The organism is Pseudomonas monsensis, assembly GCF_014268495.2.
GTDB classification, from domain to species: Bacteria; Pseudomonadota; Gammaproteobacteria; order Pseudomonadales; family Pseudomonadaceae; genus Aquipseudomonas; species Aquipseudomonas monsensis.
The window spans coordinates 1308912-1334627 of sequence record NZ_CP077087.1 but is presented as its reverse complement, the minus strand read 5'-3'; the positions used below and the strand labels follow the sequence as shown (position 1 = coordinate 1334627).

21 protein-coding genes and 1 pseudogene are annotated in these 25716 nt (G+C 58.8%); 7 read left to right on the top strand and 15 right to left on the bottom strand.

Going from position 1 to position 25716, the window contains the following annotated elements:
- Positions 1-29 precede the first annotated feature (29 nt).
- A complete protein-coding gene (locus HV782_RS05660) occupies positions 30-1331 on the top strand; it encodes an HAAAP family serine/threonine permease (protein ID WP_186745546.1) in 1302 nt (433 codons plus the stop codon).
- 216 nt (positions 1332-1547) lie between these two features.
- Entirely contained in the window at positions 1548-1865 is a 318-nt protein-coding gene (locus tag HV782_RS05655; RefSeq protein WP_123464779.1) for a DUF3509 domain-containing protein, read from the top strand.
- On the opposite strand, the gene HV782_RS05650 is transcribed toward HV782_RS05655, so the two are convergent.
- Positions 1862-2362, bottom strand: coding sequence for a phosphate-starvation-inducible protein PsiE (locus HV782_RS05650; protein ID WP_003221775.1), 501 nt, complete (start codon positions 2360-2362; stop codon positions 1862-1864). The two genes, HV782_RS05655 and HV782_RS05650, sit on opposite strands and share 4 nt — an antisense overlap.
- 339 nt (positions 2363-2701) lie before the next feature.
- On the opposite strand from HV782_RS05650, the pseudogene HV782_RS05645 reads away from it, so the two are divergent.
- A pseudogene (locus HV782_RS05645) lies at positions 2702-2956 on the top strand (YebG family protein); the annotation flags it as partial.
- Between the two features lie 179 nt (positions 2957-3135).
- Here HV782_RS05645 and HV782_RS05640 read toward each other — a convergent pair.
- Entirely contained in the window at positions 3136-4155 is a 1020-nt protein-coding gene (locus tag HV782_RS05640) for a Glu/Leu/Phe/Val dehydrogenase family protein (protein ID WP_123464767.1), read from the bottom strand.
- Positions 4156-4340: 185 nt separating this feature from the next.
- Between HV782_RS05640 and HV782_RS05635 the strand changes: the two genes are divergently transcribed.
- Positions 4341-5144 (top strand): SirB1 family protein, encoded by an 804-nt coding sequence (locus HV782_RS05635; protein WP_186745548.1) that lies wholly within the window; start codon positions 4341-4343, stop codon positions 5142-5144.
- A gap of 54 nt (positions 5145-5198) precedes the next feature.
- Here HV782_RS05635 and HV782_RS05630 read toward each other — a convergent pair whose 3' ends face one another.
- The 4 genes from HV782_RS05630 to hmgA all read right to left on the bottom strand — a co-directional run bounded on the left by HV782_RS05630 (position 5199) and on the right by hmgA (position 9901).
- Positions 5199-6569, bottom strand: coding sequence for an MFS transporter (locus tag HV782_RS05630; protein WP_123464763.1), 1371 nt, complete (start codon positions 6567-6569; stop codon positions 5199-5201).
- 71 nt (positions 6570-6640) lie between these two features.
- Positions 6641-7276, bottom strand: a complete 636-nt coding sequence (maiA, locus tag HV782_RS05625) for a maleylacetoacetate isomerase (RefSeq protein ID WP_186745550.1) — start codon at positions 7274-7276, stop codon at positions 6641-6643.
- 12 nt (positions 7277-7288) lie between these two features.
- Positions 7289-8593 (bottom strand): fumarylacetoacetase, encoded by a 1305-nt coding sequence (fahA, locus tag HV782_RS05620; RefSeq protein WP_186745552.1) that lies wholly within the window; start codon positions 8591-8593, stop codon positions 7289-7291.
- Positions 8594-8596: 3 nt separating this feature from the next.
- Positions 8597-9901, bottom strand: a complete 1305-nt coding sequence (gene hmgA / locus HV782_RS05615) for a homogentisate 1,2-dioxygenase (protein WP_123464757.1) — start codon at positions 9899-9901, stop codon at positions 8597-8599.
- Between the two features lie 164 nt (positions 9902-10065).
- Here hmgA and HV782_RS05610 point away from each other — a divergent pair, with 164 nt between their 5' ends.
- Positions 10066-10854 (top strand): IclR family transcriptional regulator, encoded by a 789-nt coding sequence (locus tag HV782_RS05610; RefSeq protein ID WP_186745554.1) that lies wholly within the window; start codon positions 10066-10068, stop codon positions 10852-10854.
- A 53-nt stretch (positions 10855-10907) separates the two neighbouring features.
- Here HV782_RS05610 and HV782_RS05605 read toward each other — a convergent pair whose 3' ends face one another.
- Positions 10908-14420, bottom strand: coding sequence for a dermonecrotic toxin domain-containing protein (locus HV782_RS05605; protein ID WP_186745556.1), 3513 nt, complete (start codon positions 14418-14420; stop codon positions 10908-10910).
- 171 nt (positions 14421-14591) lie between these two features.
- Positions 14592-16598 (bottom strand): LuxR C-terminal-related transcriptional regulator, encoded by a 2007-nt coding sequence (locus HV782_RS05600; RefSeq protein WP_225931060.1) that lies wholly within the window; start codon positions 16596-16598, stop codon positions 14592-14594.
- Between the two features lie 241 nt (positions 16599-16839).
- On the opposite strand from HV782_RS05600, the gene HV782_RS28525 reads away from it, so the two are divergent.
- Complete coding sequence (locus HV782_RS28525; protein WP_225931059.1) at positions 16840-17082, top strand: hypothetical protein; 243 nt, start codon at positions 16840-16842, stop codon at positions 17080-17082.
- Positions 17083-17324: 242 nt separating this feature from the next.
- Here the strand turns inward: HV782_RS28525 and HV782_RS05595 are convergent, their stop codons facing one another.
- Both HV782_RS05595 and HV782_RS05590 read right to left on the bottom strand, forming a co-directional pair.
- A complete protein-coding gene (locus HV782_RS05595; RefSeq protein ID WP_186745560.1) occupies positions 17325-18692 on the bottom strand; it encodes a DUF1329 domain-containing protein in 1368 nt (455 codons plus the stop codon).
- 23 nt (positions 18693-18715) lie between these two features.
- A complete protein-coding gene (locus HV782_RS05590) occupies positions 18716-20509 on the bottom strand; it encodes a DUF1302 domain-containing protein (protein WP_123464747.1) in 1794 nt (597 codons plus the stop codon).
- A gap of 807 nt (positions 20510-21316) precedes the next feature.
- Here HV782_RS05590 and HV782_RS05585 point away from each other — a divergent pair.
- Positions 21317-21574, top strand: coding sequence for an immunity protein (locus HV782_RS05585; RefSeq protein ID WP_186745563.1), 258 nt, complete (start codon positions 21317-21319; stop codon positions 21572-21574).
- A gap of 44 nt (positions 21575-21618) precedes the next feature.
- On the opposite strand, the gene HV782_RS05580 is transcribed toward HV782_RS05585, so the two are convergent.
- The 5 genes from HV782_RS05580 to HV782_RS05560 form a co-directional block, all read right to left on the bottom strand.
- Positions 21619-22530 (bottom strand): SDR family oxidoreductase, encoded by a 912-nt coding sequence (locus HV782_RS05580; protein WP_123464741.1) that lies wholly within the window; start codon positions 22528-22530, stop codon positions 21619-21621.
- A gap of 288 nt (positions 22531-22818) precedes the next feature.
- Positions 22819-23721 carry an alpha/beta fold hydrolase gene (locus HV782_RS05575; protein WP_128615107.1) on the bottom strand — a complete coding sequence of 301 codons (903 nt, stop codon included), beginning with the start codon at positions 23719-23721 and terminating at the stop codon, positions 22819-22821.
- A complete protein-coding gene (locus tag HV782_RS05570) occupies positions 23721-24503 on the bottom strand; it encodes a class II aldolase/adducin family protein (protein WP_128615108.1) in 783 nt (260 codons plus the stop codon). The genes HV782_RS05575 and HV782_RS05570 overlap by 1 nt, the downstream gene beginning before the upstream one ends.
- Before the next feature lie 131 nt (positions 24504-24634).
- Entirely contained in the window at positions 24635-25321 is a 687-nt protein-coding gene (locus HV782_RS05565) for an LrgB family protein (protein ID WP_128615109.1), read from the bottom strand.
- The gene (locus HV782_RS05560; protein ID WP_123464733.1) at positions 25311-25697 is read right to left on the bottom strand and encodes a CidA/LrgA family protein; all 387 of its coding nucleotides are present in this window, start codon (positions 25695-25697) and stop codon (positions 25311-25313) included. Before HV782_RS05560 ends, HV782_RS05565 begins: the two co-directional genes overlap by 11 nt.
- Between the last annotated feature and the right edge of the window lie 19 nt (positions 25698-25716).

The following is a 25716-nucleotide window of genomic DNA, read 5'->3' as shown; positions in this document are numbered from 1 at the left end:
CGAGCAAAAATAATAACGAGGCAAAAACGATGACCGATGTACGCACACCTGCTGCCGAAAATCCCGCTGTAGATCGCACACACAACACCGAAACGGCCCACAAGGGCTGGAGCAAATCCGACACCACCTGGATGCTCGGCCTGTACGGCACCGCGATTGGTGCCGGCACCTTGTTCCTGCCGATCAACGCCGGTGTCGGTGGTTTCTGGCCGCTGCTGATTCTGGCCGTGCTGGCCTTCCCGATGACGTTTTTCGCCCACCGTGGCTTGACCCGTTTCGTGTTGTCCGGACGCTCCGGGGACATCACCGAAGTGGTTGAAGAACACTTCGGTATCGGTGCCGGCAAGCTGATCACGCTGCTGTATTTCTTCGCGATCTTCCCGATACTGCTGGTGTACAGCGTCGCGCTGACCAACACCCTGAGCAGTTTTCTCGAACACCAGTTGCACATCGCTCCACCACCCCGGGCCATTCTGTCGCTGGTGCTGATCCTCGGCCTGATGGCGATCGTGCGTTGCGGACAGAACGTGATCGTCAAAGCCATGAGCGTGCTGGTCTATCCGTTCGTTGCCGCCCTGTTGCTGCTCGGCATGAGCCTGATCCCCAACTGGAACGGCGCGTTCTTCGCCAGCGCTCAAGAGGCGATGCCGCTGTCGGTGTTCCTCAAGACCTTGTGGCTGGCGATCCCGGTGATGGTGTTCTCGTTCAACCATTCGCCGATCATCTCGGCGTTCGCGGTCGACCAGAAACAGCGCTACGGCGCACAGGCCGAGCGCAAGAGCAGCGGCATCCTCGCCATGGCCCACGGCATGATGGTGGTGACGGTAATGTTCTTCTGCTTCAGCTGCGTGCTGGCGCTGTCGCCGACAGATCTGGCAGCGGCGAAGGCGCAGAACATTTCGATCCTGTCGTACCTGGCCAACCACTTCCAGACTCCGGTCATCGCTTACGCCGCGCCGCTGATTGCGCTGGTGGCGATCACCAAATCCTTCCTCGGCCACTACATCGGCGCCAGCGAAGGCTTTCAGGGCATGATTGTCAAAAGCCTGCGCAGCCGTGGCAAGGTGATGTCGGCGAGCTGGCTGAACCGGGCGACCGCGCTGTTCATGATCCTCAGCTGCTGGGCCGTCGCCACGTTCAACCCGAGCATTCTGGGGATGATCGAAACCCTCGGCGGCCCGGTGATTGCCTGCCTGCTGTTCCTGATGCCGATGTACGCCATCCGCCGTGTGCCAGCCTTGCGCCAGTATTCGGGACAGGTTTCGAACGTGTTTGTGGTGCTGATCGGCCTGATTGCACTGTCGGCGATCATCTACTCGGTTATGCCCTGAAACGGGCCATAAATGACAAAGGCGAGCCAGGTGCTCGCCTTTTTTATCCCGTATCCATTGTCCAACAATTTTCCCGGCACAGCCCTTGCTACATCCCTGCGGCAGCTCCTGCACAAAGCAACACACAGGCCACGGAATGGCCGATGGTCCGGTATGGCGAACCAACCCGATCACGGCCGGTCAACAACTGCACGTTCAATCAGGCGGTGACGCATCATGGACAATCCTTTTCAGATCATTACCGATGCCTTCGCGCCGGACTATCAGATCAACCTGAGCATTCAGGGCCTGGACGGCAGCATCATGCTGACCCTGTCGAACAGCGGCCGCATCGTGGCCAAACGCATGATCAGCAGCGAACAACGCAACGACCCACAACGCTTGCGGCGGCTGGTGCAAAGTATTCAATTCGGCATCGCCATCGAACAGGGCCACAGCGCCATGGCGATCCTCGAAGCGATGACCAGCGGCGACGGGCTGCCGCCGCCACCGCAGCAAATCGACAGCCAGTCTCGACCGTCGGCGGGCCTTTAGAGTTCGCCTTTCTCGATCTCCGGGTGTTCACCGGAACCGGCGCCCAGCTTGCGCTGCGGTTTCTCGATCTTCACCGAAGGAAATTGTGACGAGGCGTAACGCACCACCAGAATCGAGAACGCCAGCAGCAGAATGCCGCCGCACAGGTAGATGATGCCCATGTCCGGCGGATTGTGGTGCGAGACGTTGGAGATCAGCAAACGGGTCAGCGCAGTGATCGCCACGTAGATCAGGAAGCGCACAGGCATGTGGTTGGTCTTGAAATAAATCCCGACCATCGCCCCCAGTTCGAGATAGATGAACAGCAAAAGAATGTCATCAATCTTGATGTGGCCTTCCTCGAGCATCCCGAGAAACTCCATCACTGCCGCCCACGCCGTGACCGCACCGATGGCGAACAGCGCCAGGTAGTGGAAGGTTTCGACGAACAGGTTGCCCAGGGACTCGGCCAGTTGATGCACGTTTTGCCGCAGTTTCTCGGCCCAGTTGATTTTCACGATGATGTTCCTTAGCCCGACTCGGGCGGATGATGCGTGTTGGACGTGACGGTTTTTCTGCACGCGCTCTGTTTCATGCAGAAACGAGGCCACGCCATCATGGCGAGCCCCCGCAAAAGCTGCGCCGTGGCGTTTGGTCGCACATGCCAGCCTGCACCGAAGCCTGTGGGAGCGAGCTTGCTCGCGAATGGCCACCACGCGGTCATCCCCTGACAAACCCCGAATCCGGTCTACATTAAAAAGCCACTACCCAAAGCGCAGGGATTCGCTTATCCTTTCGCTGTATATAAATACAGTAGTCGCTAAGACAACTAAATGTGAAGGCATGTGAGGTGGTGAATGGCCGTCGAAGTGGTATACCGCAGCAGCCGAGATCTGGAGCGCTTGTTCATGGATAAAGCCGAAGCTGACCGTCATGACAAAATGCTCGAACTGGCTGAGATGCTGTCCGAAGTGTTGCAGAAAGCCGTGCCGTCGCTGAACGAGCAACAGGTTGAAGAAGTCGGGATCTACATGGCGAAGAACCGCGATGTGTTCGCCAAAGCCTTCAAGAGCCAGCCTGATGCGTTGTCGGAACTCATCAATGCACCGGCTGAGCCAGTGGCTGAAGTGGCTGATACGGCAGAGTCTGCTGAAGCACCGGCCAAACCGGCAAAAGCGGCGAAAGCTGCCAAGTAATCATCGCCTGATCAAAAGATCGCAGCCTTCGGCAGCGCCTGCAGGGAATACGTATTCCAATGCAGGCGCTGCCGAAGGCTGCGATCTTTTGCGTTTCAGCGATACAGAACCTTCTCCGCCAACTCATCGGCCACCCGCGCCGGCGAGCGCTTCTCGGCCTGGGCATGGGCGAACACTTCGGTCAGTCGCGAGGAAATCTTCGACAGGTGCGCGGTGATCGTCCCCAGCTCTTCGCCGCGATGTTTGAGCGAGACGTAGATCAGGCCACCGGCGTTGATCACATAATCCGGCGCATACAGAATCCCGCGCCGCTCCAGCTGATCGGCGACATCCAGGTGCGTCAGTTGGTTGTTCGCGGAGCCCGCGACTGCCGAGCAACGCAATTGTGTCACCGTGTGACTGTTGAGCACCCCGCCGAGACCGCACGGGGCAAGGATGTCGCACGGCGTGCTGAGCAATGCATCGTTGGCAATCGGATGCGCATTGAGTTGCTCCATCGCCAGTTGCACCTTGCCATGGTCGATGTCGCTGACCAGCAATTCTGCTCCGGCCGCGTGCAGTTGTTCGGCCAGTGCATAACCGACATTACCCAGGCCCTGAATGGCGATGCGCAGACCTTCGAGGTTGTCGCTGCCCAAGCGCGCCATCGCCGTTGCCCGAATCCCGGTAAACACGCCCATCGCCGCATGCGGCGCCGGGTCACCGGCCGACGTGGTGCTGGTGACATGCTGAGTCTGCTGGGCGATGCAATCCATGTCGGCGACCGAAGTGCCGCTGTCGATCGCCGTGATGTAGCGGCCATCAAGCTGTTCGATGCAACGCCCAAAGGCTTCGAACAGTGCGCCACGGTTTTCCACATGGGCCGGGCGCACGATGACCGCCACCCCGCCGCCCTGCGCCAGCCCCGCCAGCGCAGCCTTGTAGCTCATGCCCTGAGCCAGGCGAATGGCATCTTCGACCGCGGATTCATCATTGGGATAGGCAAGATAACGGCATCCACCCAAGGCTGGCCCGAGGCGACTGTTATGGATGGCAATGACCGCCTTCAACCCGGTAACCGGGTCAACGCTAAGGTGCAGCGATTCCAGGCGAGTGCTTTGCATGAGCGCAAACATCGTTGGGCTCCCGAATCACTTCTTGTAGAACGCCAGTATAGGCTCGCGCCCAAAAATTGCTGAAGCGCACCGGAATAAGCACCCGCGCAGACCGCGGCTTTGCGGCATAACCCGAGACTGGCGTGGCCCGGCACTGGACGAATGCCAAGGACGGGGCTAAAACGAGGCATGCCCCGGAGATTTCGATGAGTCCGCGCCAACGCTTTTTCGACTGCCTGCACCGTTCACCGCCCGCGCTGTTCGAAGGCGCGCTGTGGATCGCGGCCGAACACGAAAAAGAGCTCGACCCCGAGGCGCTGCTGCAGGATTTCAAGGAGCTGCAACAACGGGTCAGCTACGGGCTACCGATGCTGCCGGTCAATGAACTGGCCCAGCCCCTGTTGCGGCGAATGATTGAACTGGGGTTTGCCCAGGACGATTTCCTGCCGTTGCGCCCCCAGGCGGCGCTGCTGCACAAAGTGCTGCACACCCGACGCGGGCAGCCGCTGACACTGGCGCTGATTGCGCTGGAACTGGCACGCGGGCTGGAGATTCCCTTGGTCGGCGTCAACTTTCCCGGGCATTTCCTGCTGCGCGTGCCCGGCGCCGATCATTTGCTCGATCCCTGCGGTGGTCGACGTCTGTATCCGAATGACTGTCGCGAGCTGCTACAGCGTCAGTACGGGCCGAACATGCAACTCAACGGCGAGCATTTGCTGACAGCGACACCGGTGCAAATGCTCCAGCGCCTGTCACGCAACCTGCGTCAGTTACACCTGGCCCACGATGACTTCATCGCCGCGCTGGTCGATGCCGAGCGCGTACTCGAACTGGGGAATGCGGCGGCCGCCGATTATCTGGCCCGGGCCAGTCTGTATCAGCGACTCGACTGCCCGAATGCCGAGCGTTTCGATCTGGAGCACGCGCTGCTGCTGAGCGACGACCCGATCCAGCGCCTGCGTCTGACGGAGCGGCTCGGACACCTGCCGCCGAATTCCGTGGTGCACTGAGCGCCTTCGCGGGGAGTTCGCCTGCTCGCAAAGCAGGCACTTCCGTTTGTCCTGTCAGATCGCGTTATCGTTCTTCGCGAGCAGGCTCGCTCCCACAGGGGGCAGTGCGGCCTCTGCGGGCGATCGCACCTGAATGATCAACAACGCCGCCAGCACCGCCGGTATCGCACAAAAGAAGAAAATCTGCGCCACCGGAATGTGCATCGCCAACAACAGACTGCCGAACAGCGGCCCGAGAATCGAACCGAAACGCCCCACGCCCAACGCCCAGCCGGTGCCCGTGGCGCGCACCTGTGCCGGGTAGAAATTACTGGCGAAGGCGTTCAGCGTCAGTTGCCCGCCGATGATGCAGAACCCGGCGGCAAACACGCAGGCCACCAGATAGCGCGGATTGTCGTGATTCAAGCCCAGCAGAATGGTGCACAGCGCCGCGCCGGCCAGCACGCCGGACAACAACCGCACCTTGCGTTTCAGGCGGTCGGCGAACCAGGCCATGCAGATGGCGCCCAGGGTACCGGCGAAGAGGAACATCGACGTCACCAGGTTGGCCTCGTTGAGTTTCAGGCCACTTTCGAGCAGCAGCGACGGCAACCAGCTGATCATGAAATACAGCAGAATCAGGCTGACGAAAAACGTCGCCCAGATCAGTAAGGTCGGCCGTGCATAACCGTTGCGGAACAACTCGACCATGGTCAGTTTGCTGCCCTGCTCGCGCTCGTTCTGCGCGGCAGATGCAGGCGGTGGCTGCCAGTCCGGCAGCATCCGTGCGGTGACGTTGCGCAAGCGCGTATAGGGCGGCGCGTCGCGCAACAGCCGTGGCAGGGATTCCGGCAGCATCCACCAGAGAAACGGAAACAGCAGCAATGGCGTGACGCCACCGGCGAGGAACACCGCTTGCCAGCCAAACTGGTCAATGAAACCCGCCGCGACGAAACCACCCGCCGCACCACCGAACGAGAACCCGCACGCGGCCAGCGTCACCATCAACGTACGCAGGCGTGGTGGCGAGTATTCCGACATCAGCGCCATCGCACTCGGCATCGCACCGCCCATGCCGACGCCGCAAATGAAGCGCGCGATCATCAGCGTATTGAGGGAATCGGCGAACACCATCAGCACTGTCAGGCTGGCGTAGATCAGCACGCAGGCGAGCAGAATCCGCCGCACACCGAAACGGTCCGCCAGGGGGGTAACGGCAAGCGAACCGATAGTCAGGCCCAGCAGGTTGGCGCTGAAAACAGGCCCGAACGCGGCTTTCTCCAGGCCCCAGTCCTGAGCCAGTGCGGGCACGACGTAACCGAGCACCTGGGCGTCGTAGCCGTCGGTGACCAGCAACAAGGCGAGCAAGATCAAGAGCAACCACTGATAACGGGACACCGGACGGGCGTCGAGCGCCGCCCGGAAGCTGGCAATCTGGTTGTGCATCGCAAGGTACCTGTGTTGTTTTTATGATTTTCAGGCGTCGCCGAATCCCCACATTGGCATTGCGTGAAGCTTTACGGGGTATCTGGCTGGTTGGCCGGATGCGCCTTGATGAACGCCGGATGTTCAGCAGCCAGTGCGGCAACACGGCGGATTTTTGGATAGTCGTCCAGGCTGACGTTGAACCGCTCGGCCGCATACAACTGCGGAATCAGGTACACATCCGCCACGCACGGCCACTCGCCGAAACAGAAACCGCTGTCGCCAATCAACTGTTCCACTGTTGCCAGCCCCTGGCTGATCCAGTGACTGATCCACTCCACCACCTGTGGTTCGTCGTACCCCGATTGGCGCAGACGGTTGAGCACGCTGACATTGTGCAGTGGATGCACATCGCAACCGATCACCGCCGCAACGCCACGCACATGCGCGCGAGCGGCGAGGTCGGCTGGCAACAGCGGCGGTTGTGGATAACGTTCTTCCAGATACTCGATGATCGCCGGCGACTGGATCAGCAACTCCCCCTCGTCGGTACGCAAGGCCGGCACCCGGCCCTGTGGGTTGATCGCCAGATACGCCGTTTGCCGATGCTCGCCACCCGGCGGCGCGATCAGGTTGACCGGCAATGCCTGATAGTCGACGCCCTTCAGTGCCAGCGCGATGCGCACCCGGTACGACGAGGTCGAACGGTAATAGGTATAGAGATCCATCAATCGCTCCTGTCAGCGCGCCGCCAGCACGGTGCCGCGGCATTCGCCGAAACCGATGGAGGCGAAACCGTCACGGGCGCAACGGGCGCGCAGGATGATTTCGTCGCCGTCCTCAAGGAATTTGCGCACTTCGCCGGAGGCCAGTTCGATCGGCTTTTTGCCGCCCTCGGTGATTTCCAGCAAGCTGCCGAACTGACCGTTTTCAGGACCGGACAAGGTGCCCGAACCGAACAGGTCACCGGCCTGCAACTGGCAACCGTTGACGCTGTGGTGCGCGACCATTTGCGCCACGGTCCAGTACATGTAGCGGGTGTTGCTCAGGGTCAGGCGATGGGCCGGCAGATTCTGTTCGCGCATTTTTTCGGTGAGCAACAGCACTTCCAGTTCGATGTCGAACGCACCGCCCGCCTGATCGCGGTTGTCGAGCAAGTACGGCAGGGGTTGCGGGTCGCCTTCCGGACGCGCCGGTTGTGGCGTGCGGAACGGCGCCAGCGCTTCGGCGGTGACGACCCACGGCGAGACGCTGGTGATGAAACTCTTCGACAGGAACGGACCCAGCGGCTGGTATTCCCAGGCCTGGATGTCACGGGCGGACCAATCGTTCAGCAGGCAGAACCCGGCGATGTGCTCGGCCGCGTCGCCAATGGCGATCGGCTCGCCCATCTCGTTGCCCTGGCCGATCCAGATGCCCAGTTCCAGCTCGTAGTCCAGACGCGCACACGGGCCAAAGATCGGCTCGCTGGCGCCGGCGGGCAAGGTCTGGCCTTTCGGACGACGCACGTCGGTACCGGACGCCCGCACAGTGGAGGCGCGACCGTGGTAACCGATCGGCACGTGCTTGTAGTTCGGCAGCAGCGGATTGTCGGGACGGAACAGTTTGCCGACGTTCTGTGCATGCTCGATTCCCACATAGAAGTCGGTGTAATCGCTGATACGGGCCGGCAGATGCAGCTGGCAATCGGCGGCCAGTGGCAGCAGTTTTGCGCCCAGGGCTTCGATGGCACCGCGATGGCTGCTGCCCTCGCTGAACAACTCCAGCAAGCGTTCGCGCAAGGCTACGCGAGCTTCGCGACCGAGTTCGAAGAACGCATTCAACAGCCCGCCATGCATGGCTTCGACGGCACTGCGTGCGACGCCGTCGAACAGACCGGCCTCCAGCGCCACTTGCAGGTCGAAGATGTGCTCGCCGATCGCCACGCCCGCGCGCGGTGCCGAACCGTTGAGGCTGAACACCCCCAACGGCAGGTTCTGCAACGGGAAATCAGCGTGGCCATTGGCCGAAGCGACCCAACTGCGATTAATCGAATTCTGAGTCATGGGTTATCTCCGGGTCGGGTCGAACGTGGCGGGCAGCGTGGCCCAGCAGGCGTCGTAATTGGATTGCAGTTGCGGGCAGTCGAGGGCGAAGCGGCTTGGGCGCAGCACCTGACTGGTCTCGAACATGAAGGCCATGGTGTTGTCGATCTTCGCAGGTGCAAGCTCGGCGTTGATCGCTTTGGTGCAGGTTTCACCGTCAGGGCCGTGGGCGCTCATGCAGCTGTGCAGAGACGCACCGCCGGGCACGAAACCTTCGGCCTTGGCGTCGTACTCGCCCTGGATCAGGCCCATGAATTCGTTCATCAGGTTGCGGTGGAACCACGGCGGGCGGAAGGTGTTCTCAGCCACCATCCAGCGTGGCGGGAAAATCACAAAGTCGAGGTTGGCCAGACCGTGGACGCTGGTCGGCGAAGTCAGCACGGTGAAGATCGACGGATCCGGGTGATCGAAACTGACCGTGCCGATGGTGTTGAAACGGCGCAAGTCGTATTTGTACGGCACGTTGTTGCCATGCCAGGCGACCACATTCAGCGGCGAGTGATTAAGCTCGGTGGCCCACAGCTGACCGAGGAATTTCTGCACCAGTGTCGTCGGTTGCTGCAGGTTTTCGTAAGCGGCGACCGGGGTCAGAAAATCGCGTGGATTGGCCAGGCCGTTGCTGCCGATCGGCCCCAGATCCGGCAGGCGCAGCGGCGCGCCGTGGTTCTCGGCGATGTAACCGCGGGCTTGCGCGTCGAGCAGCTCGACGCGGAATTTCAGGCCGCGTGGCAACACGGCGATTTCCAGCGGCGCGACTTCCAGCATGCCCAGCTCGGTAGCGATGCGCAGACGGCCGAGTTGCGGCACCAGCAGCCATTCACCATCGGCATTGAAGAACACGCGTTCCATCGAACGGTTGGCGGCGTAGCTGTAGATGCTGATGCCGGCGGGTTTATCCGCACCGGCATTGGCCGCCATGCTCACCAGACCGTCAATGAAATCGGTGGGCTCGGCCGGGATCTCCAGCGGGTTCCAGCGCAACCGGTTAGGCGTCACTTCACCCAGCGGGCCGCCGGCCAGTTGCCGTTCCAGTTTGACGAAAGCCGGGTGATTGGCCGAAGGCTGAATCCGGTACATCCAGGTCCGCCGCGCTTCACTGCGGGTCATGGTGAATGCGGTGCCGGAAAACAACTCGGTGTAGAGACCGTAGGGGGCTTTTTGCGGAGAGTTCTGGCCGACAGGCAGCGCGCCGGGCAACGCTTCAGTACTGAATTCGTTGCCGAAACCGGACTGGTAAACCAGCGTCGACGCGGTTGAATCGAGGTTCATGGAGCCTCCTGAACAGGGAGTCGGCAGTGGCCCATCGCTCTGGCTCAGAGGTTTCGGCACGCCGGGGTTGTTATTATCGTAATTCGATTACGCATAACGTAATTTGCTCGCTATCCAGCGTCAAGCTATAAAGACGCCCATTCGTATCGGAACCCGACCGCACCATGGAAAAAACCAGCGACAGCAACGGCAAACAGAAAGTCCGCTCCGCCGAAGTCGGCACCGACATCCTCAAGGCCCTCGCCGAGTTGTCGCCGTCCACGTCGCTGTCGCGCCTGGCCGAACATGTGCAGATGCCGGCCAGCAAGGTGCATCGCTATCTGCAAGCCTTGATCGCATCGGGATTTGCCGAGCAGAACACCGCCACCAACCATTACGGCCTGGGTCGTGAAGCACTGCGTGTAGGCCTGGCCGCCCTCAACAGTATGGACGTGCTGAAAGTCGCCGCCCTGCCGCTGGCCGAGTTGCGCGACGAGTTGAACGAAACCTGCTTCCTCGCGGTGTGGGGCAATCAGGGTGCGACCGTGGTGCATATCGAACCGGCGGTGCGCGCGGTGACAGTGGTGACACAATTGGGCTCGGTCTTGCCCTTGCTCAGTTCATCGACCGGACTGGTCTTCAGCGCGTATCTGCCACACCGGGAAACCGATGAGCTGCGTGAGCAGGAAATCACCGTTGCCGATCACCCGCTGGCGGATGAAAAGGCCTATGCGACGTTGTGTGAACAGATCCGCGAACGCGGTCTGCATCATGTGCATGGTTTATTGATGCCGGGTGTGGATGCCTTGTCTGCCCCGGTGTTCAACGCCGTCGGGCAGATCGCCGCCGTATTGACCATCGTCGGCCCGACCTCGCTGTTCCACGCCGACGAAAACGGCCCGGCGGCGCAGCGCTTATTGGCTGCGACGCGGGCTGTGAGTTGGCGGATGGGCTATGAGTCCGAACATGTCTGAACCATGCCAACAGCACGAATGACCGAGAGCGGTGATTCGTGCTGTTTATCGCCTCAGTTGAGCAAGCGGGTCGTGCTATTCACCACCATAGACGGCGCGGCCACAGCCGTGACATAGCTGATACTGACCTCAACACCGGTCACTGCGCTCACCACGTCGGCAAAGTCTCTGACATTCGACAGTAAGGCAAGCGGATTCACGGGAGAACCAATGGCGCCGACCTTACCCACATACAGCATGATCGCGCCTCTCCAGGCCGATGCAAAATAAGCATTGGCCGCATCGTCGAGACCTTGGCTGGAAGCCACAATGCCTTGTACAACCGATGTCGTGATGCGCAACACCGACGCTGCAAGACCAAGGGGCGGAATAAACATTGAAGCCACGTCCAGTGCGAATTCAGCAAGAATCCTCGCATCTTTCCAGAATGCTTCTGATGGGCTGGTCGTCTGGAAGTCCGTATCGGCAATAAGATGGCTGATCTTTGCCCGGTACTGTTGTCGGAAACTAAGTATCGGATAGCTATTTGTCAGATCAGGCGTCGATGTGACCAAGGGCTTCGCGTCCCAATAGTTATCAATGAGACTTTTGACAATCTGCTGGTGCTCCAGACGCACCAGCCCCATGACAACCTTCCTGAAGGCAGAACCAGTCAATCGAGCAGCCAGCTGTTCAAGCGGGAAGAAGTCTTTGCCATCCGGAGTATTGGGCACGTAGACCATAAACTCGTCTCGGTTGTTGACTCTGCGCCCGAACACATAGGCGCCAGTCAGGGCCCGACCTTGGAGCGTGAACTCATAAACACCGATTCCCGGCTTGCCTCCCACAGCGATGACGTTTTCGCGAGGCAAATCATGATCAAAACCATCAATCAACCGCTGCAGCCAGTTGAACTGCTCTTGCGACAGCTCGCCCTTGATTTTCTGAATCAACGCGGCCCTGAGCATTTCATTCTGTTTTGTCTTTCGAAACAGCTTCACCTTCAAGTCGACATCAGATGGCTCAAGGAAGTTTTCTCTCAGATACTGAAGGTATTTTTCACCTGGCGTCAGACCGATCAGATCGTTGATGACTTTGGCATTCAACTGCTCGACAGGTTGGCCAGTAAACGTCCAGAAGCTTGCGGTTCTCAACTGTTCTGCGAGCGCTGTCAGATAGTTACCTGCGGGAGAAACCCAGGAAAAGAACTTCTGGAAGACACTTACATCACTGCGCCACAGCTGCCACTGAACGAACAGTTCAGTAAGGCTGATTTTCGAATCCGCATGAAATTTTACCCAGACTTCATCTGGATTAATTTCAGCAACAGTCCCCGAACGACCTAAGTATCGGTTGAGCTCCTGGCTGACCAACTTCCTCGAAAACTCTTTGAAAGGCACGATTTCGAGCTTTTCTTTAGCATGGTGGTAAACAGCCTTGAAATCATAGTTCAAACGATTAAGCAGGCGCTGATCCGCGACTTTGGCTTTTACATACCATTGCGGTGTAGCAACTTCAGCCTGATCGGCATCCCAACTGATCTGATTCTGAACCGCGCCCTTCAACGGACCGTCTTCGGAAAAGCTTTTCACCTCGATAGCCGACCACCACCATTCTTGAAGCATCTCATGAAGGCTATCGTGCAGGTAGTACCGCTCTATATTCGCGCTATCGCTTGCGTATGCCTGATCTTTCAAATAGGCCCAGCCTTCCTTGCTTACTACCCAGCGTGCAATCTGATGCTGTAAAGATTTCAGATCAGGAAACTGATACCACTCCTTCCCTGTGGTGAGTCCAGGCATATGAAGGACATGAAGGTTTCGTTCGGCATCGACACCTTTCCTGCGATACACCAGCAAATTCTTAAAGGGTTTAATCCAGCCCCGGAGTGACACGCCCATGGTTTCGATAGAGTCGTCACCAAAGTTATAACGCATTGCCAGATCTTGAGCGATCGAAGTCACATGTTTTTGCAATACAGCGGCAAACAATGTGAGTGCGGTCTTTCGCCCGAAAACTTCCCGCATGGATTCGACAACATCGGATTGCGAGTAAAGCAGGCGGCGCGCCGTGTTATAGGCCACACGGATGTTCAGCGTCTGAATCGCACGCATCAGATTCGTGGGTGTCATTTTTGGATTGTCAGTGAATACTCGCGGGATAATTTTATAACTCCCCGCATCATCATTGGCGCCGTGCATGAAAACCTGCGTCAGCGTTTTACGCTCAGTGAGCTCAATCTTCTGCCCGTTCACCAACGGTACGGTATGAATGATGTCTACGGGTACATTGTCCGGATTAACGCGCTCATCATCACCCGGGGATAAAAAATCCTCCACGGCCACACGAGAATAGTCCTTGAGCGACGTTATGCCATGGGTGGTCTGATGATGTTTTACTTCGGCTTCGAGAAGTCGCTGTTGCAGTGCAACGTACACTTCCTGATTGGTATCCGACGTAGTTTTCAACCAGTCTGGCCATGCATTCCGCTCCACAACCTTCAGAAGACCGGCCTGCCTTTTTTTGGCGTGATGAGTAATTTCCGGCAAGGACTGCGTCGACTCCACGGTCGCCATGCACCCATCCAGATCCGAACTGCCCCTGTTGAGTCGATCCAGGTGGTATTCGACGTCTCTGTAGGCCTTGTGCAACGTCTGCTCTGCGTAACGTTCGAACAGATTCCCATGGACTTTCAAAAAGCGAACATCGTAACCATAGGCAAACCCTTCTCGCTCATCGAGCGGCAGCGCCTGCAGAAACTCCTCCCGCGTGTCCGTCCACTTCAATCGCGAGACCAGGGCTTGCTGAAGTATCAGCGAGGAGGCGAACTTCTCGATCCCTCGATCTGGCGAATAGAGAACAACGGCACCCTCGCTTGCTGGAATCAGTTGTTCGTGAACCGGATTAGTCAGTGGCACCACAAACATTGAGTTTTGCTCAACATAACTGCCATTCCGGCCTTCGATATGGACGCTGTAACCCATGCCTGTCAAACCCGCTTGAACAGTAATACTGATGCGCGCCCTTTCCTCCTGAGTAATTTCACCGTGCGCCGTCCATGAATCGAGCTCCCGCTCAAACAAGACCGATTGAAGAACAGCCAACGCAGACTTGCGCGAAAGTTTTGGATACGCGTAGCCACTTTGGGAAACCTCGTTAATTTCCCAGTATCTTTTTAACGCGGAAACGTAACGGGTCGCAATATTCCCCAACAAATCAGACAGTATATTTTCGACCGCCGTAACATCCAGGCCCTTGATGATATCCCGTGAATCGGTAGAGCCAGGATAATCGTAAATCGCATAGATAGCCGGAGAGTAAACAGGTACTTCGCCGCGCTGCAAACACTCCAGAAAAACCTCAAGCAAACGTCCCATTGGCGCGTTTGCTTTTTGGCTGCCCCCCTCAAGAACATTGATATGAATTTTGCTAACCAATACTCCTGGCGCAATCTTCGCAACAGCTTCCCGCAAACAATCCTGCACGATCACTTTGAAAGCAGGTACCAGTTCCAACTCTTTCACAATATTGGACAATGCTTCGCCCTGGCGAGCAAGAGCCGTATTTTCAACTTTTTCAAAGTTCATCAATAAAAATTCCGATCAGTTTGATAATTGCAACGACTGCCTGTCGACTGCATTCGCAAATCAAACTAATACCGGCACACATACAAAAGATAGCTCGAAAACTTTTCCAAGCGTGTTTAACCCGACACGCCAATATACATCTGAATACAAAGCCACTCTGCCGTGTTTTATTTACAACTTAAAGCCAAGCAATCTCGCCTTGGCTACTGCGTGAGTCCGGCGTTCCACCGCCAACTTTGTATATATTCTTCGCACATGAGTTTTTACAGTGTGCAACGAAAGGAAAAGTTTCTCCGCGATTTGCCGATTGGAATCACCCAACGCAACAAGCTCCAACACCTGCTGCTCTCGCCGACTGAGCACGCTGGCACACTCAAAACTTTCGGAACTGGCTAAAAAAACCTCTTTTTCTTCAGGAAAAAAATTCGAAGGAAGTAAAGAGAACTGATGCCGCACGCCATCCAGGTTCGCTCGTTGCACAATCCTGCAACCAAGTTCCCGGTGTTCGATCAGCCGGAATGGCTGTTGCTGCAGCGATGCCACTTCGGCCAACGCAAAATGCAATTCCGCTTCCAGTGTCAAAGCTCCGCCGCTCTGCGCTTGTTTCAGCAGCGGCTCGAGCTGGCCCAATAGATCTTCTTCACAATGCATATAAGCCTTGGCCAGTATCAACAAGTATTGAATGCGCGGGATTAACTCCACAGTGGCGGGAGGTGCCTGCAGCGCCTCGGGTGGTTGATAGTGCCGCAATACCCGGCTCAACGCTTCTTGTGCCAACTGCGGCCGCCCCTGCTGCAACCAGAACTGGCTGCTGAGTTGCAAAAGCGCTCCGCGGTAGACCGTGTCCGGTATCTGCCGTTGCTGCATTACCCTCTCGGCCTCACGCAGACGTTCGAACGCCTGGGCATAGTCCATTCGATTGGCCGCCAGTTGTGCCTGGCCCAAATAGCCATACAACACGCGTTTGTCGTGACTGCGCAGGCAGTCCTCTATCCCCTTGCAAAAAAAATCTGCTGCCTGTTGCTCGCGCCCCATGTACAAGGCCAGCCGACCTCGACGCAATGCGATGCGGCCCAGCAATGGCGTGGGGCGCTCGGCTCTGTGAGAAAGCAATTGCTCGATGCTCAGTAACAGATTTTCGGCCCTTGCCGGCGCGCCACGCTGCTCAAGCACCTGAGCATGGTCGAGTTCAAGCAGACCTTCGAACAGCAGCGAGCCTTGAGCACGGGCCAGGCATAGGGCCTCCCGATTGATGCCATGGGCCAGTTCGAGGTCACCACACAACAACGCCTGTTGGGTCTGCCCCGACAGGCACAGCAACCTTGCCGGCCAGGCATCGACAGCCAGTTCGTCCAACGCTTGTCGAAAATATTCCCGCGCCGGAGCCATTTGTCCCTGCAAATGCATCAACCACCCTTGCAGCATCTGCCAACGCGCGATCAGTTGTTTCTCTTGTTGAGCCGAGGGTTGCGGCATGAACCGCGACAGCTGCCCGATACAATGTGCCGCCTGTTCAAAACGACCGGCAAAGAGCAAAGCGGCGGTGATCAAACCGATCAACTGGGGGGTGCTCAGGGTCAGCTCTTCGCTATGGCATTCATGCAGGCGCAGCAACAGCACCACCGTTTGTTCTTCGAACAGGTGCTCGAAGTTGAAATGCTGCAAAAGGCTGACCGCCGTCTCGTACTCCTCGGCCAGGAGCGCTTGCTCGAAGGCCGAGCGCCAGTCCTGCTCGGCACTGAACCACTGGCAGGCCCGACGGTGCCAGGAGCGGGCCGAGGGCCATTGTTCCTCGCGCATGACCCGGGCCAGCGGCGCAAAGATCTGTAACCAGTGCGGCGAGTCATTCCACGGCTCGATAAAACAGCCAAGCGCATGCAGCGTGCGCAGATGTTGCGCGCCCTCCCCGGCACCCAACAAGTGCTCACACAGTTCGGCATTGAAGCGCGGCAGATGCGCCAGTACCCGCCACGCCTCGGTCAACTCCGGGGTGAGGCTGCTGAAGAGTTCGTGTTGCAGATAATCGAGCAAGGTGTCGACGCGCTGTTGCGGCTGAATGCTTTGCGACCAGTCGCACTTCTGCAGCAGTGCCATGCGCACACCGGCGCACCAGCCACCGGTGCGCTGGACGATGCGCGTGGCGACATGGCCAGCCTGTTCCGGCGCCAGATGCCGCAAGGCACCGGCGATCTCGTGTTGCGTCAGCGCCAGTGTCGTGCTTTCACACTCGTACAATTCATCGCCAAGCAGCAGTCGCGGCCAATTGCATTGTGGACGTCGGCGCGTACCGATCCACCAGATCAGCGCCGGACTGCTGACAGCCAACAGGCGATCGAGCAAAGCGTCCAGCGCCGGATCCGGCAGTCGAGCGAAGTCATCAATAAACAGCCATGTGGGTGTCGACCAATGCGCCAGGGTCGTGATCAAACCCGACTCATCAACGCACTCCGCCAGCCCCAGCGCCTGGGTCAGACGCTGGCAGAATTCGCCGACACTCAGCGTGACGCCCGCCATTGGCAACCAACGCACCTCGCACGCCACAGGTGCCTGGAGCAAGCACTCGGTCAGCAGCGCGCTTTTGCCACTGCCAGCGGGGGCGCAAATCAGCCTGACCCGCGCCACCGAGGCCAGCAATGGCTCACTCAAGCGCGGGCGCGATTGATGATGGGAGGAGAGTCTGGGTAAAAATCCGGGGCGATCCAGACACAGCGTCATGGCGGTCATCGGGTGAGCCTTTTTATAGTTGTGGGTTCACCCTAGCCCTCTCCAGACCGCTTGTTGACGAGTATTCAGCACGCTGATTGGCGGCCATAAAAACGCGACCACCTGGTCTTATTCTGATCATCTGAACCGAACCGCTGTGGCGAGGGAGCTCGCCACAGGTTCACGGCTGTATTCGACGAATTACCGTACACCCTCAGCGCGCAGGGCCGATGGCGTGTAGTCGGCCGCCTTGGCTTCGAAGCCGAATTCGAAGCTGTGCTTCTCTTCGTTCTTCATCCCCAGTGCAATGTAACGGCCGGCAATGATGTCGTAGAGCGCCTCGAGGGTGTAGGCCTGGGCCTGGTGATCGTAGTAGTACTGAGCATGCCCCTCGGCGACACGCCACAGTTGCCCGCGACCGTCATAGTGGTCGGCAAGAGCCACCTGCCAGCTGTCTTCGTCGATGTACATGTGGCGCTTGGCGTAGATGTGCCGCTCGCTCGGTTTGACCGTGCCGATCACTTCCCACACGCGGTGCAGTTCATAACGCGTCAGATCCTGATTGATATGCCCGGCCTTGACGATGTCGTCGTACTTGAGCTTCGGCGAATCGAGCTTGTAGCTGTTGTACGGAATGTACATTTCCTTCTTGCCGACCAGTTTCCAGTCGTAGCGATCCGGGGCGCCGGAGAACATGTCGAAGTTGTCCGACGTGCGCAGGCCATCAGCCGCAGTGCCCGGGCCGTCATAGGCCACTTGCGGTGCGCGGCGCACCCGGCGCTGACCGGCGTTGTAGATCCATGCCAGACGCGGCTCCTTCACCTGATCGAGGGTCTCGTGCACCAGCAGTACGTTACCGGCCAGACGTGCCGGCGCAGTCACCGACTGCTTGAAGAAGGTCAGGACATTGGCGGCTTTTTCCGGATCGAGATCCTTCATCAGTTGCGGCACGGCGATCTCCTCTTCGAACCGGATCGGCGTGTAGCTGCCATTGGTCTGTGGCGTCACCTGAGTGATGATCCGCCGCAGGTTGCCACCGTGATAGCGGGTGATGTGGTTCCACAACACCTCAACGCCATTCTTCGGAATCGGAAACGCGTAATAACGGTTGCCGGTGAAATTGGCCAGGCCGTTGCCCTCATTGATGCTGGTCACGTTGAGTGCGCTGCGCTTGGCCGACTCATAGATTTCCGGCGGCACCGCGACCGTGCGGTGGGTCGGGTAGACCGGGATCCTGTAGGTTTCCGGGTAACGTTTGAACATCGCCACCTGGCCGTCGGAGAGCTTGCTTTTGTACTGATCGACGTTCGCCGCGGTAATGGTGAACAAAGGTTTTTCATTGGCAAACGGGTCAGCGAGGAAGCCTTTGCTGTCTACCGCCCCGGCATTTTTCGGAATGCCGCCGGTCCAGGCCGGAATCGAGCCGTCAGCGTTGCCGGCCTTCTCGGCACCCAGCGGAGTGAGGCTGGTACCCAGCTTGTTGGCCTCATCCGACGACACCGCCGCCATCACGTTGGCCGCCAGCAGACTGAGGGCGAGGACACCACATTGCAGAATCATTTTGCGCATTGCATTCATCCTTCTCGGGCAGATCAGAAGTTCACGCCGAAGCTCAGGGCCACGAAGTCACGGTCTTCGAGGACGTTGTAGTCACCGCCGAAAAAGTCGGTGTAACTCAGGCTTGCGGTGTAGGTGTTGCGGTAGTCGGCATCGACGCCGACGCTGATCGCTTTCGCGCCTTCGTTGAACAGGCCGTTGGGGCCGTAACCGGCAACGTCATGCGACCAGGACAGGTTGGGTTTGAGGTTGATCCCGCCGATCACGTTGGCGTAATCGAGGATGGCCCGCGCGCGATAGCCCCATGAGGTCGAGGTGACGAAACCGTCGGTATCGCCGCCGAAACCGTACTGCCCATACACCGAGTCACGGCCATAACGCAGCTTGTTGCGCGACTCCAGGCCGCCGACCCGCACCACCGCGGCTTCACCCACCAGGGTCAGACGTTGAGCGCCCCAGACCTGATCGAAGAAGTGCGTGAGTGTGCTCTGGATTTGCGTGACTTCTTTACGGCGATAGCCCTTGTTGTCAGAACCCGGTGTGGTGGCGATCGGTGACGCGGCACCGCCGGCAATCGGGTTTAGCAGCGCCAGTGTCAGGTCGTTGGTGTTGACCTGCACCGGAGCGTTGGGCCGGTAGCTGATCTCGCCGGTCCACGCGGTGCCGGTCGGCAACGTGGTCGAAAAACTCGCACCGTACAGACGAATGTCTTCAGGGTATTCGAGGTAGTACTGGCCACGTCCGAGCATCACACTTTGCGCCAGTCCCGAACCGCTGCCGGGGGCCAGACGGTTGGCGATGCCGACCATACCCGGCAATGCCGCCAGGGTCGAAAGCCCCGCGGTGGTGGTCCCCACCGTGGGTGTGCGGCTGTGGTAATTCATGAAGTAGAGGCCGTACTCGGTGTCGTCACCGAGCCAGCGCAATGCCGTGCCCCACTGGCCGGAATCCCGTGCATCGCGGTCGCCGCCACGGGGTACCACCACGCCTTCGCGAGTTACCTGAATGCCTTGACCAAAGGCTTGGGTCAACGGCACAAACGGTGCAATCGCAGGGCTGCCGACGGTGTAGTTGTTATTGCACCCGTCCGACGCCACATCGACACCGAAGAACGTGCCGCAGTTGTCGAGAACCGTCTGATCCCACTCCAGTTGATAGAAACCTTCCACCGAGAGTTTGTCGGTGAGGCTTTGCGAGCCGAACAGCATGTTCACCGGAATCAGGCCTTCCTTGATCTCGGCACCGGGGCGCCGAAACGCCGAAACGTCGATCGGGTTGATGCTGTTGATCGAGTTGCCGATGAAGGTACTTTCACCCCAACTGACCACTTGCTTGCCGGCGCGCACAGTGCCCGGCAAGTCCGCGATGGAATAGTTGTGATAAACGAACGCATCGAGAATCTGCGCCCCGGAGGACTTCGCGCCTTCCTTGCGGCCGCTGTCGCTGATCGGCTTGAACTCGCGGTCTTCGTCCTTGAGTTCGAAGTCGTACCAATACTTGCCACGCACGAACACACCGGTGTCGCCGTACTTCAATTCGAGGTCGTGGATGCCTTTGAAGATCTTCGAAAAGGTCTCACCCTTCTTGAAGTTCAAGCGTCCGTCATCACCGGTCGAGGATTGTCCGGTCCCACCGTTGACTGTGCCGACCAGCGACTTGTCGGCATCGCGCATGCCCCAACTCGCACCGATCGACAGCGACGAGTCGAACGTCCCCTCGATTTCCCCGATATTGAACGAAACCGCCTGCGCCTGAGCACAGCAACCCAAAGCCACCGCGGCTGCCAGCGCCTGCGGTGTGAAGATGGCGCGCATTGTTTTTGTTGTCATGCGTCTTCCCCGGTGAGTGACAGAAGGCCCCACCCTACTGCCGGGTGACCGGGTCGATAAGCGCACCAAGGAGGTATTCGTGTTGTCGCTCGAAAGGATGAATGCCCTTGCGGAACGGGCCTTTGCGCGAGCCATGGATTGGCTGGATGGAGGATCATCAGTACCGCGCATGAAGCCGGTGGGGCGAGATGACTGTTACATGCCCCGTAACAGTGCATGTCAGAGATCGGTATTTTTCCTACAGGCTCAACACCTTATTCTGAGCGCGCTTTCAGGCAATACGCCGAAAAGCACGAAGCCAGCTACGCTGAGTCATGGAAGCGACTGGCAACAGATTTCAGATGAATCGAGATGTCGGTTCATCGCCCCGGTGTTCACTGACGTTGATTTGTAGCTCCTTGATCCAACGTCTTACCTTGGCCGCTGCGTTTGCAGCGGCCTTTTTTATGGCTGTTGAAAAACCATTCCCTAAGACCTGCAAACACTTTCCGAGAACAACGTCGGACCTTTCCTGCTGCGTAGGCGAATTCTCCCCGCTTTGTGATTAGTCGGCGAAAATCCTCTCAAAACAACACCCTGTTACTTACGGGCTTCTCAGATTTTGTAACAGCGACTCTGATGTAACTTGAAACACCTCAATCACTCGCTGGTGACACGGACGTCACTATCGGCCGCGCTGACTTGCCAGCAAGTTATCACGCACATTCAAAAGGACATGAATATGCAAAGACCTCCACCCCTGATGCTTGATGAAATCCGCAAGCAAGATGAAGTGTTTTTCAAGAATCTGTTGAAAGGAGGTCAGCAATGAGCATCGTCGAGCAAATAGTAAAAAATGAATCTGTAGAAGATGTACTAACCGTGTTCGCACTCGGCTCCGCTATACCATCCCTAGACAGAATGTTCGGACGCTACAGGTCCGAAGTTATTGCAAGCGGCGAATTGCTTGAAACCTATGCACGACTCTTCGAGCGAGGCATTTTAGCCAATGGCAGCGGACCAGTCGCCGTCAAAGGGCCTAACTGGCGAGCGCCCAGATTCATGACTGACAACACGTATTCTTAAGTAGCAACGCAGGCCACCAAGCCCAAACCTGGTGGCCTCCCCTCTTAAAGCGAATACTTCTGCAAATTCGCCATCATTTCCTTCAGCGCCTCAATATTGTCCTTCGGATGCGCCGCCCCCTCGAAATCGCAAATCTGCTGCCAGTGCGCCGCGACATCTTCCGGCGAGAAACCCACCCGCGGATCAAACCCGGCCCCGAGGCTGCGCTCCCAGCGCACCTTGCCCATCCAGCCGCCACCGACCTCGAACAGCCCGGAGGTTTCCTGGCATTGCTCGCTGGCCAGATACACCACCAGCGGGCTGACCAGTTCTGGCTTCAATTGCTCGAATACTTGCGGCGGGATCAAGCCTTCGGTCATGCGCGTGCCGCCGGTAGGCGCGATGGCGTTGACCAGGATGTTGTTCTTGCGACCCTCGATGGCCAGCGTGCGCGTCAGGCCGTAGAGGCCGAGCTTGGCCATGCCGTAGTTGGACTGGCCAAAGTTGCCGTAGATGCCCGAGGTCGAGGCGGTGAAGATCACCCGGCCGTAGTTTTGCTCGCGCAGGTGCGGCCATGCGGCGCGGGTGACTTTGTAAGCGCCTTCGACATGGACGCGATAGACCAGATCCCAGTCGGCATCGTCCATCTTGTGAAAGGTCTTGTCGCGCAGGATCCCGGCGTTGTTGACCACCACATCGACGCGACCGAAGGCATCGAGGGCGTTCTGCACCAGTTTGTCGCCGTCGGTGACGGAGTCGTGGTTGGCTTCGGCAATGCCGCCGGCCTCGCGGATTTCCGCCACCACGCGATCAGCGGCGGAAGCGTTGGCGCCTTCGCCCTGAGTCGAGCCGCCAAGGTCGTTGACCAGCACTTTGGCGCCTTGTCTGGCGAACAGCAGCGCGTGAGCCCGTCCGAGGCCACCACCGGCTCCGGTGACGATCACGACTTTATCTTCGAAACGCACAGACTCATTCATCGGGGCAACTCCAGCAGGCCAATGGGACATTGACCCCGAGTGTCAGGCACGGGGCTTCGGGTCACAATGAACACGGCTGAGGCTGAATGGTGCGCGATAAGGTTGGGGGATAGTGAAAAGGATGAGACACCCTGTGGCGAAGGCGCCTGCTTCCGCCGGGGCGCGGAGCAGCCCCCGATCCTGCGCTCGCAATTGAAAAGGGCCAGAAGATTACGACGGCGGCGCAGCCAAGCGGGACGGTGCGGCAAGCTCCCTCGCCACAACCGTTCGCTCAAGCGAACGGAGATTTCATGAACACGCCACCTTGCGCGGCGGCAACACCAGGCGATCTCGGAACGCCAGATAGTGCTTGAGCACCTGCACCGGCGCTTCGGTCTGCGGATAGTGGCCGATGCCTGGCAGCAACACCGTGTCGGCGTCCGGAATCAGTACGCGGTAACGCTCGACCATGTGCGCACCGGAGATCGGATCGAACTCGCCATCAATCACCCGCATCGGCACTTCACCACGTTGCATCGCAGCGACCCAGCGATCACGTTGCATGCGACGTTCGGGAATGTAGCCGATCAGCTTGTGCATGATCCATGGCCCGTGATTGCTGTCGATCAGACTCCAGAAATCGTCCAGCTCACTTTCACTCGGAGCGGTCTGCGGACCGAAGATCTGGCGGAAGCTTTTCACCAGTGCGTCGCGGGTGAACGCGCGCCCGATCATCCAGCCCAGCGGGCTGAGCAGTAACTTCTGCATCAACACCGGGCGATGGGTTTCCGGGAACAGGCCGCCGTTGAGAAATACACAACTGGCCATCTCGAACGTGCCTTCGCCATGACGGGCGAGCAGTTCCTGAGCGACGCTGTCGCCGTAATCGTGTGCCAGCACATGCACCGGTTGCTCGACCTGCAAATGCACGAGCAAGGCCTGCTGCAGATCCGCCTGCTCCAACAGGCTGTAGGTGTGATTCAGGGGTTTGGCCGAATCGCCGAAACCGAGCATGTCACAGGCAATCACCCGATATCGCTGAGCCAATGGCTGCCACAGGTAATGCCAATCCCAACTGGCGGTCGGAAAACCGTGGATCAACAGCAGCGGTTCACCCTGCCCCGCCACCCAGTAGCGGATCGAATGCCCACGAAAGACAAACGTCTGGCTGCGTTTACGCCAGACACACAGAGGAATCTCGGCAAGAGGCATTAGAGTTTATATCCGGGGTCTTGTTTATCGAGTTTGCGTAGCAGCGCCGGCCAGGCCAGCGCGCCACCCATGCCTTGAGCGCTTTTGGTGACGCCGGCGATCATCGCTTTGGCGCCCGCCAGAATCTGCGGTTCGATGGCGATCAGTTGCGCCCCGCCGGTCTGCGCCATGACCTGAATGTCGCAGGCGCGCTGGAAGGTGAACATCATCAGAAAGGTATCGGCGATGGTGCCACCGCAGGTCAGCAGACCGTGGTTATGCAACATCAGGAAATTGCTTTCGCCGAGGTCGGCCTGCAACCGCGCCTTCTCTTCGTGATTCAGCGCGACCCCTTCATAAGCGTGATACGCAAGGCTCGAAAGGACAAACAGCGACTGCTGACTGATCGGCAACACGCCCTGCTTTTGCGCCGACACCGCAACACCGGAGGCGGTGTGCGTATGCAGCACGCAAACCACATCGTGCCGCACTTCGTGCACGGCGCTGTGGATCGTGTAGCCGGCCGGGTTGATTTCGTAGGGACTGTCCATGAGTTTGTTGCCGGCCTGGTCGACTTTCACCAGGCTTGAGGCAGTGATCTCGTGAAACATCAGGCCGAACGGATTGATCAGGAAATCTTCGGTGCCCGGGACCTTGGCGGAAATGTGGGTGAAGATCAGATCGTCCCAGCCATGCAGCGCGACCAGACGATAACAGGCGGCGAGATCGACACGGGTCTGCCACTCGGCAGCACTGACCTGGTCTTTGACATTAAGGGACGATTGGACGGGGGCTACGCTCACTGTATGCACCTCTGCGTTCTTATTGTTCTGCACGTGTCAGCAGTCTAGTCAGGCGCAAAGGATCGTGTAGTTGCATTGCCAGCCAGCTTGATGACTGAGCGGGTCAGCCATGCAAACACCTTGGATCCATGTCAAAGCAACGACGCCAGCAAAGGCGCGGCAAACAGATTCAACAGCCCGGTAAGCACCATCACCAGCCCGGCGACAGAACCTTCTTCACCGCCGACTTCGTGCGCCCGGCTGACCCCGGCACCGTGGGCGCCGACACCGAACAAGGCGCCGCGTGCGAGCGCACTGCGCAACGGCAACCACTTCAACAGAACGCCGCCGAGCATGGCGCCGAACACGCCCGTAAACATCACGAACACCGCCGTCAGTTCCGGCACGCCACCGAGATCCTGCGCCAGTGGCATGGCGAATGGCGTGGTGATCGAACGAGGCACCAGCGACAGGGTCACCGAACTGTCCAGCGCCAGCGCCCTGGCCAGACCGAACGAGGTGGCGATCGACGCCGCACTGCCGGCGACCATGCCGAGCAGCAACGCCGACCAATGCCGCATCAACAATCGCCGTTGCTGCCAGATCGGCACGGCGAAGGCCACAGTCACCGGCCCCAGTACAAGCATCAGCCAATGGGTGTTGCTCGCATATTCGGCATACGCGGTGTGCAGCGGCACCGCAAGCGCCAGCAACAACCCCGGCACCAGAATCAGCGGCGACAGCACGTAGCGTCCGGTGCGTCGATAAATCCAGCGGCTGAACAGGTACGCCAACAGAGTGAAGACGAGCCAGAACATCGGCATCCATTCAAGCTTCATGGGAACGCCTCATGCGCACGGCCAGTTCCACGGTGAACGCGGTGACCAGCATCACCATCAAGGTACTGGCGGCGATCACCAACAGGATGCGCCAGCCGTCATGGCGCAGCAGCGCGCCGTAATCGAGCAGGCTCATCAACGCCGGAATAAAGAACAACAGCATTTCCGCCATCAGCAATCCGGCGCCCAATTGCAGCGCCGCCGGTTTCACCCAGCCGCAGGCGAACGCCAGCAGCAACAGGGCCATGCCGATGACGCCACCGGGAATCGGCCACGCCAGCCACGCGGCCAACTGGCAACCGAGCAGATAAAGACTCAGCAACACGGCGAGTTCGGCGAGCAGACGGAAAAGGTGTTTGAGGGCGACGGTATTCATGCTTTTGCTCCTGACAGGC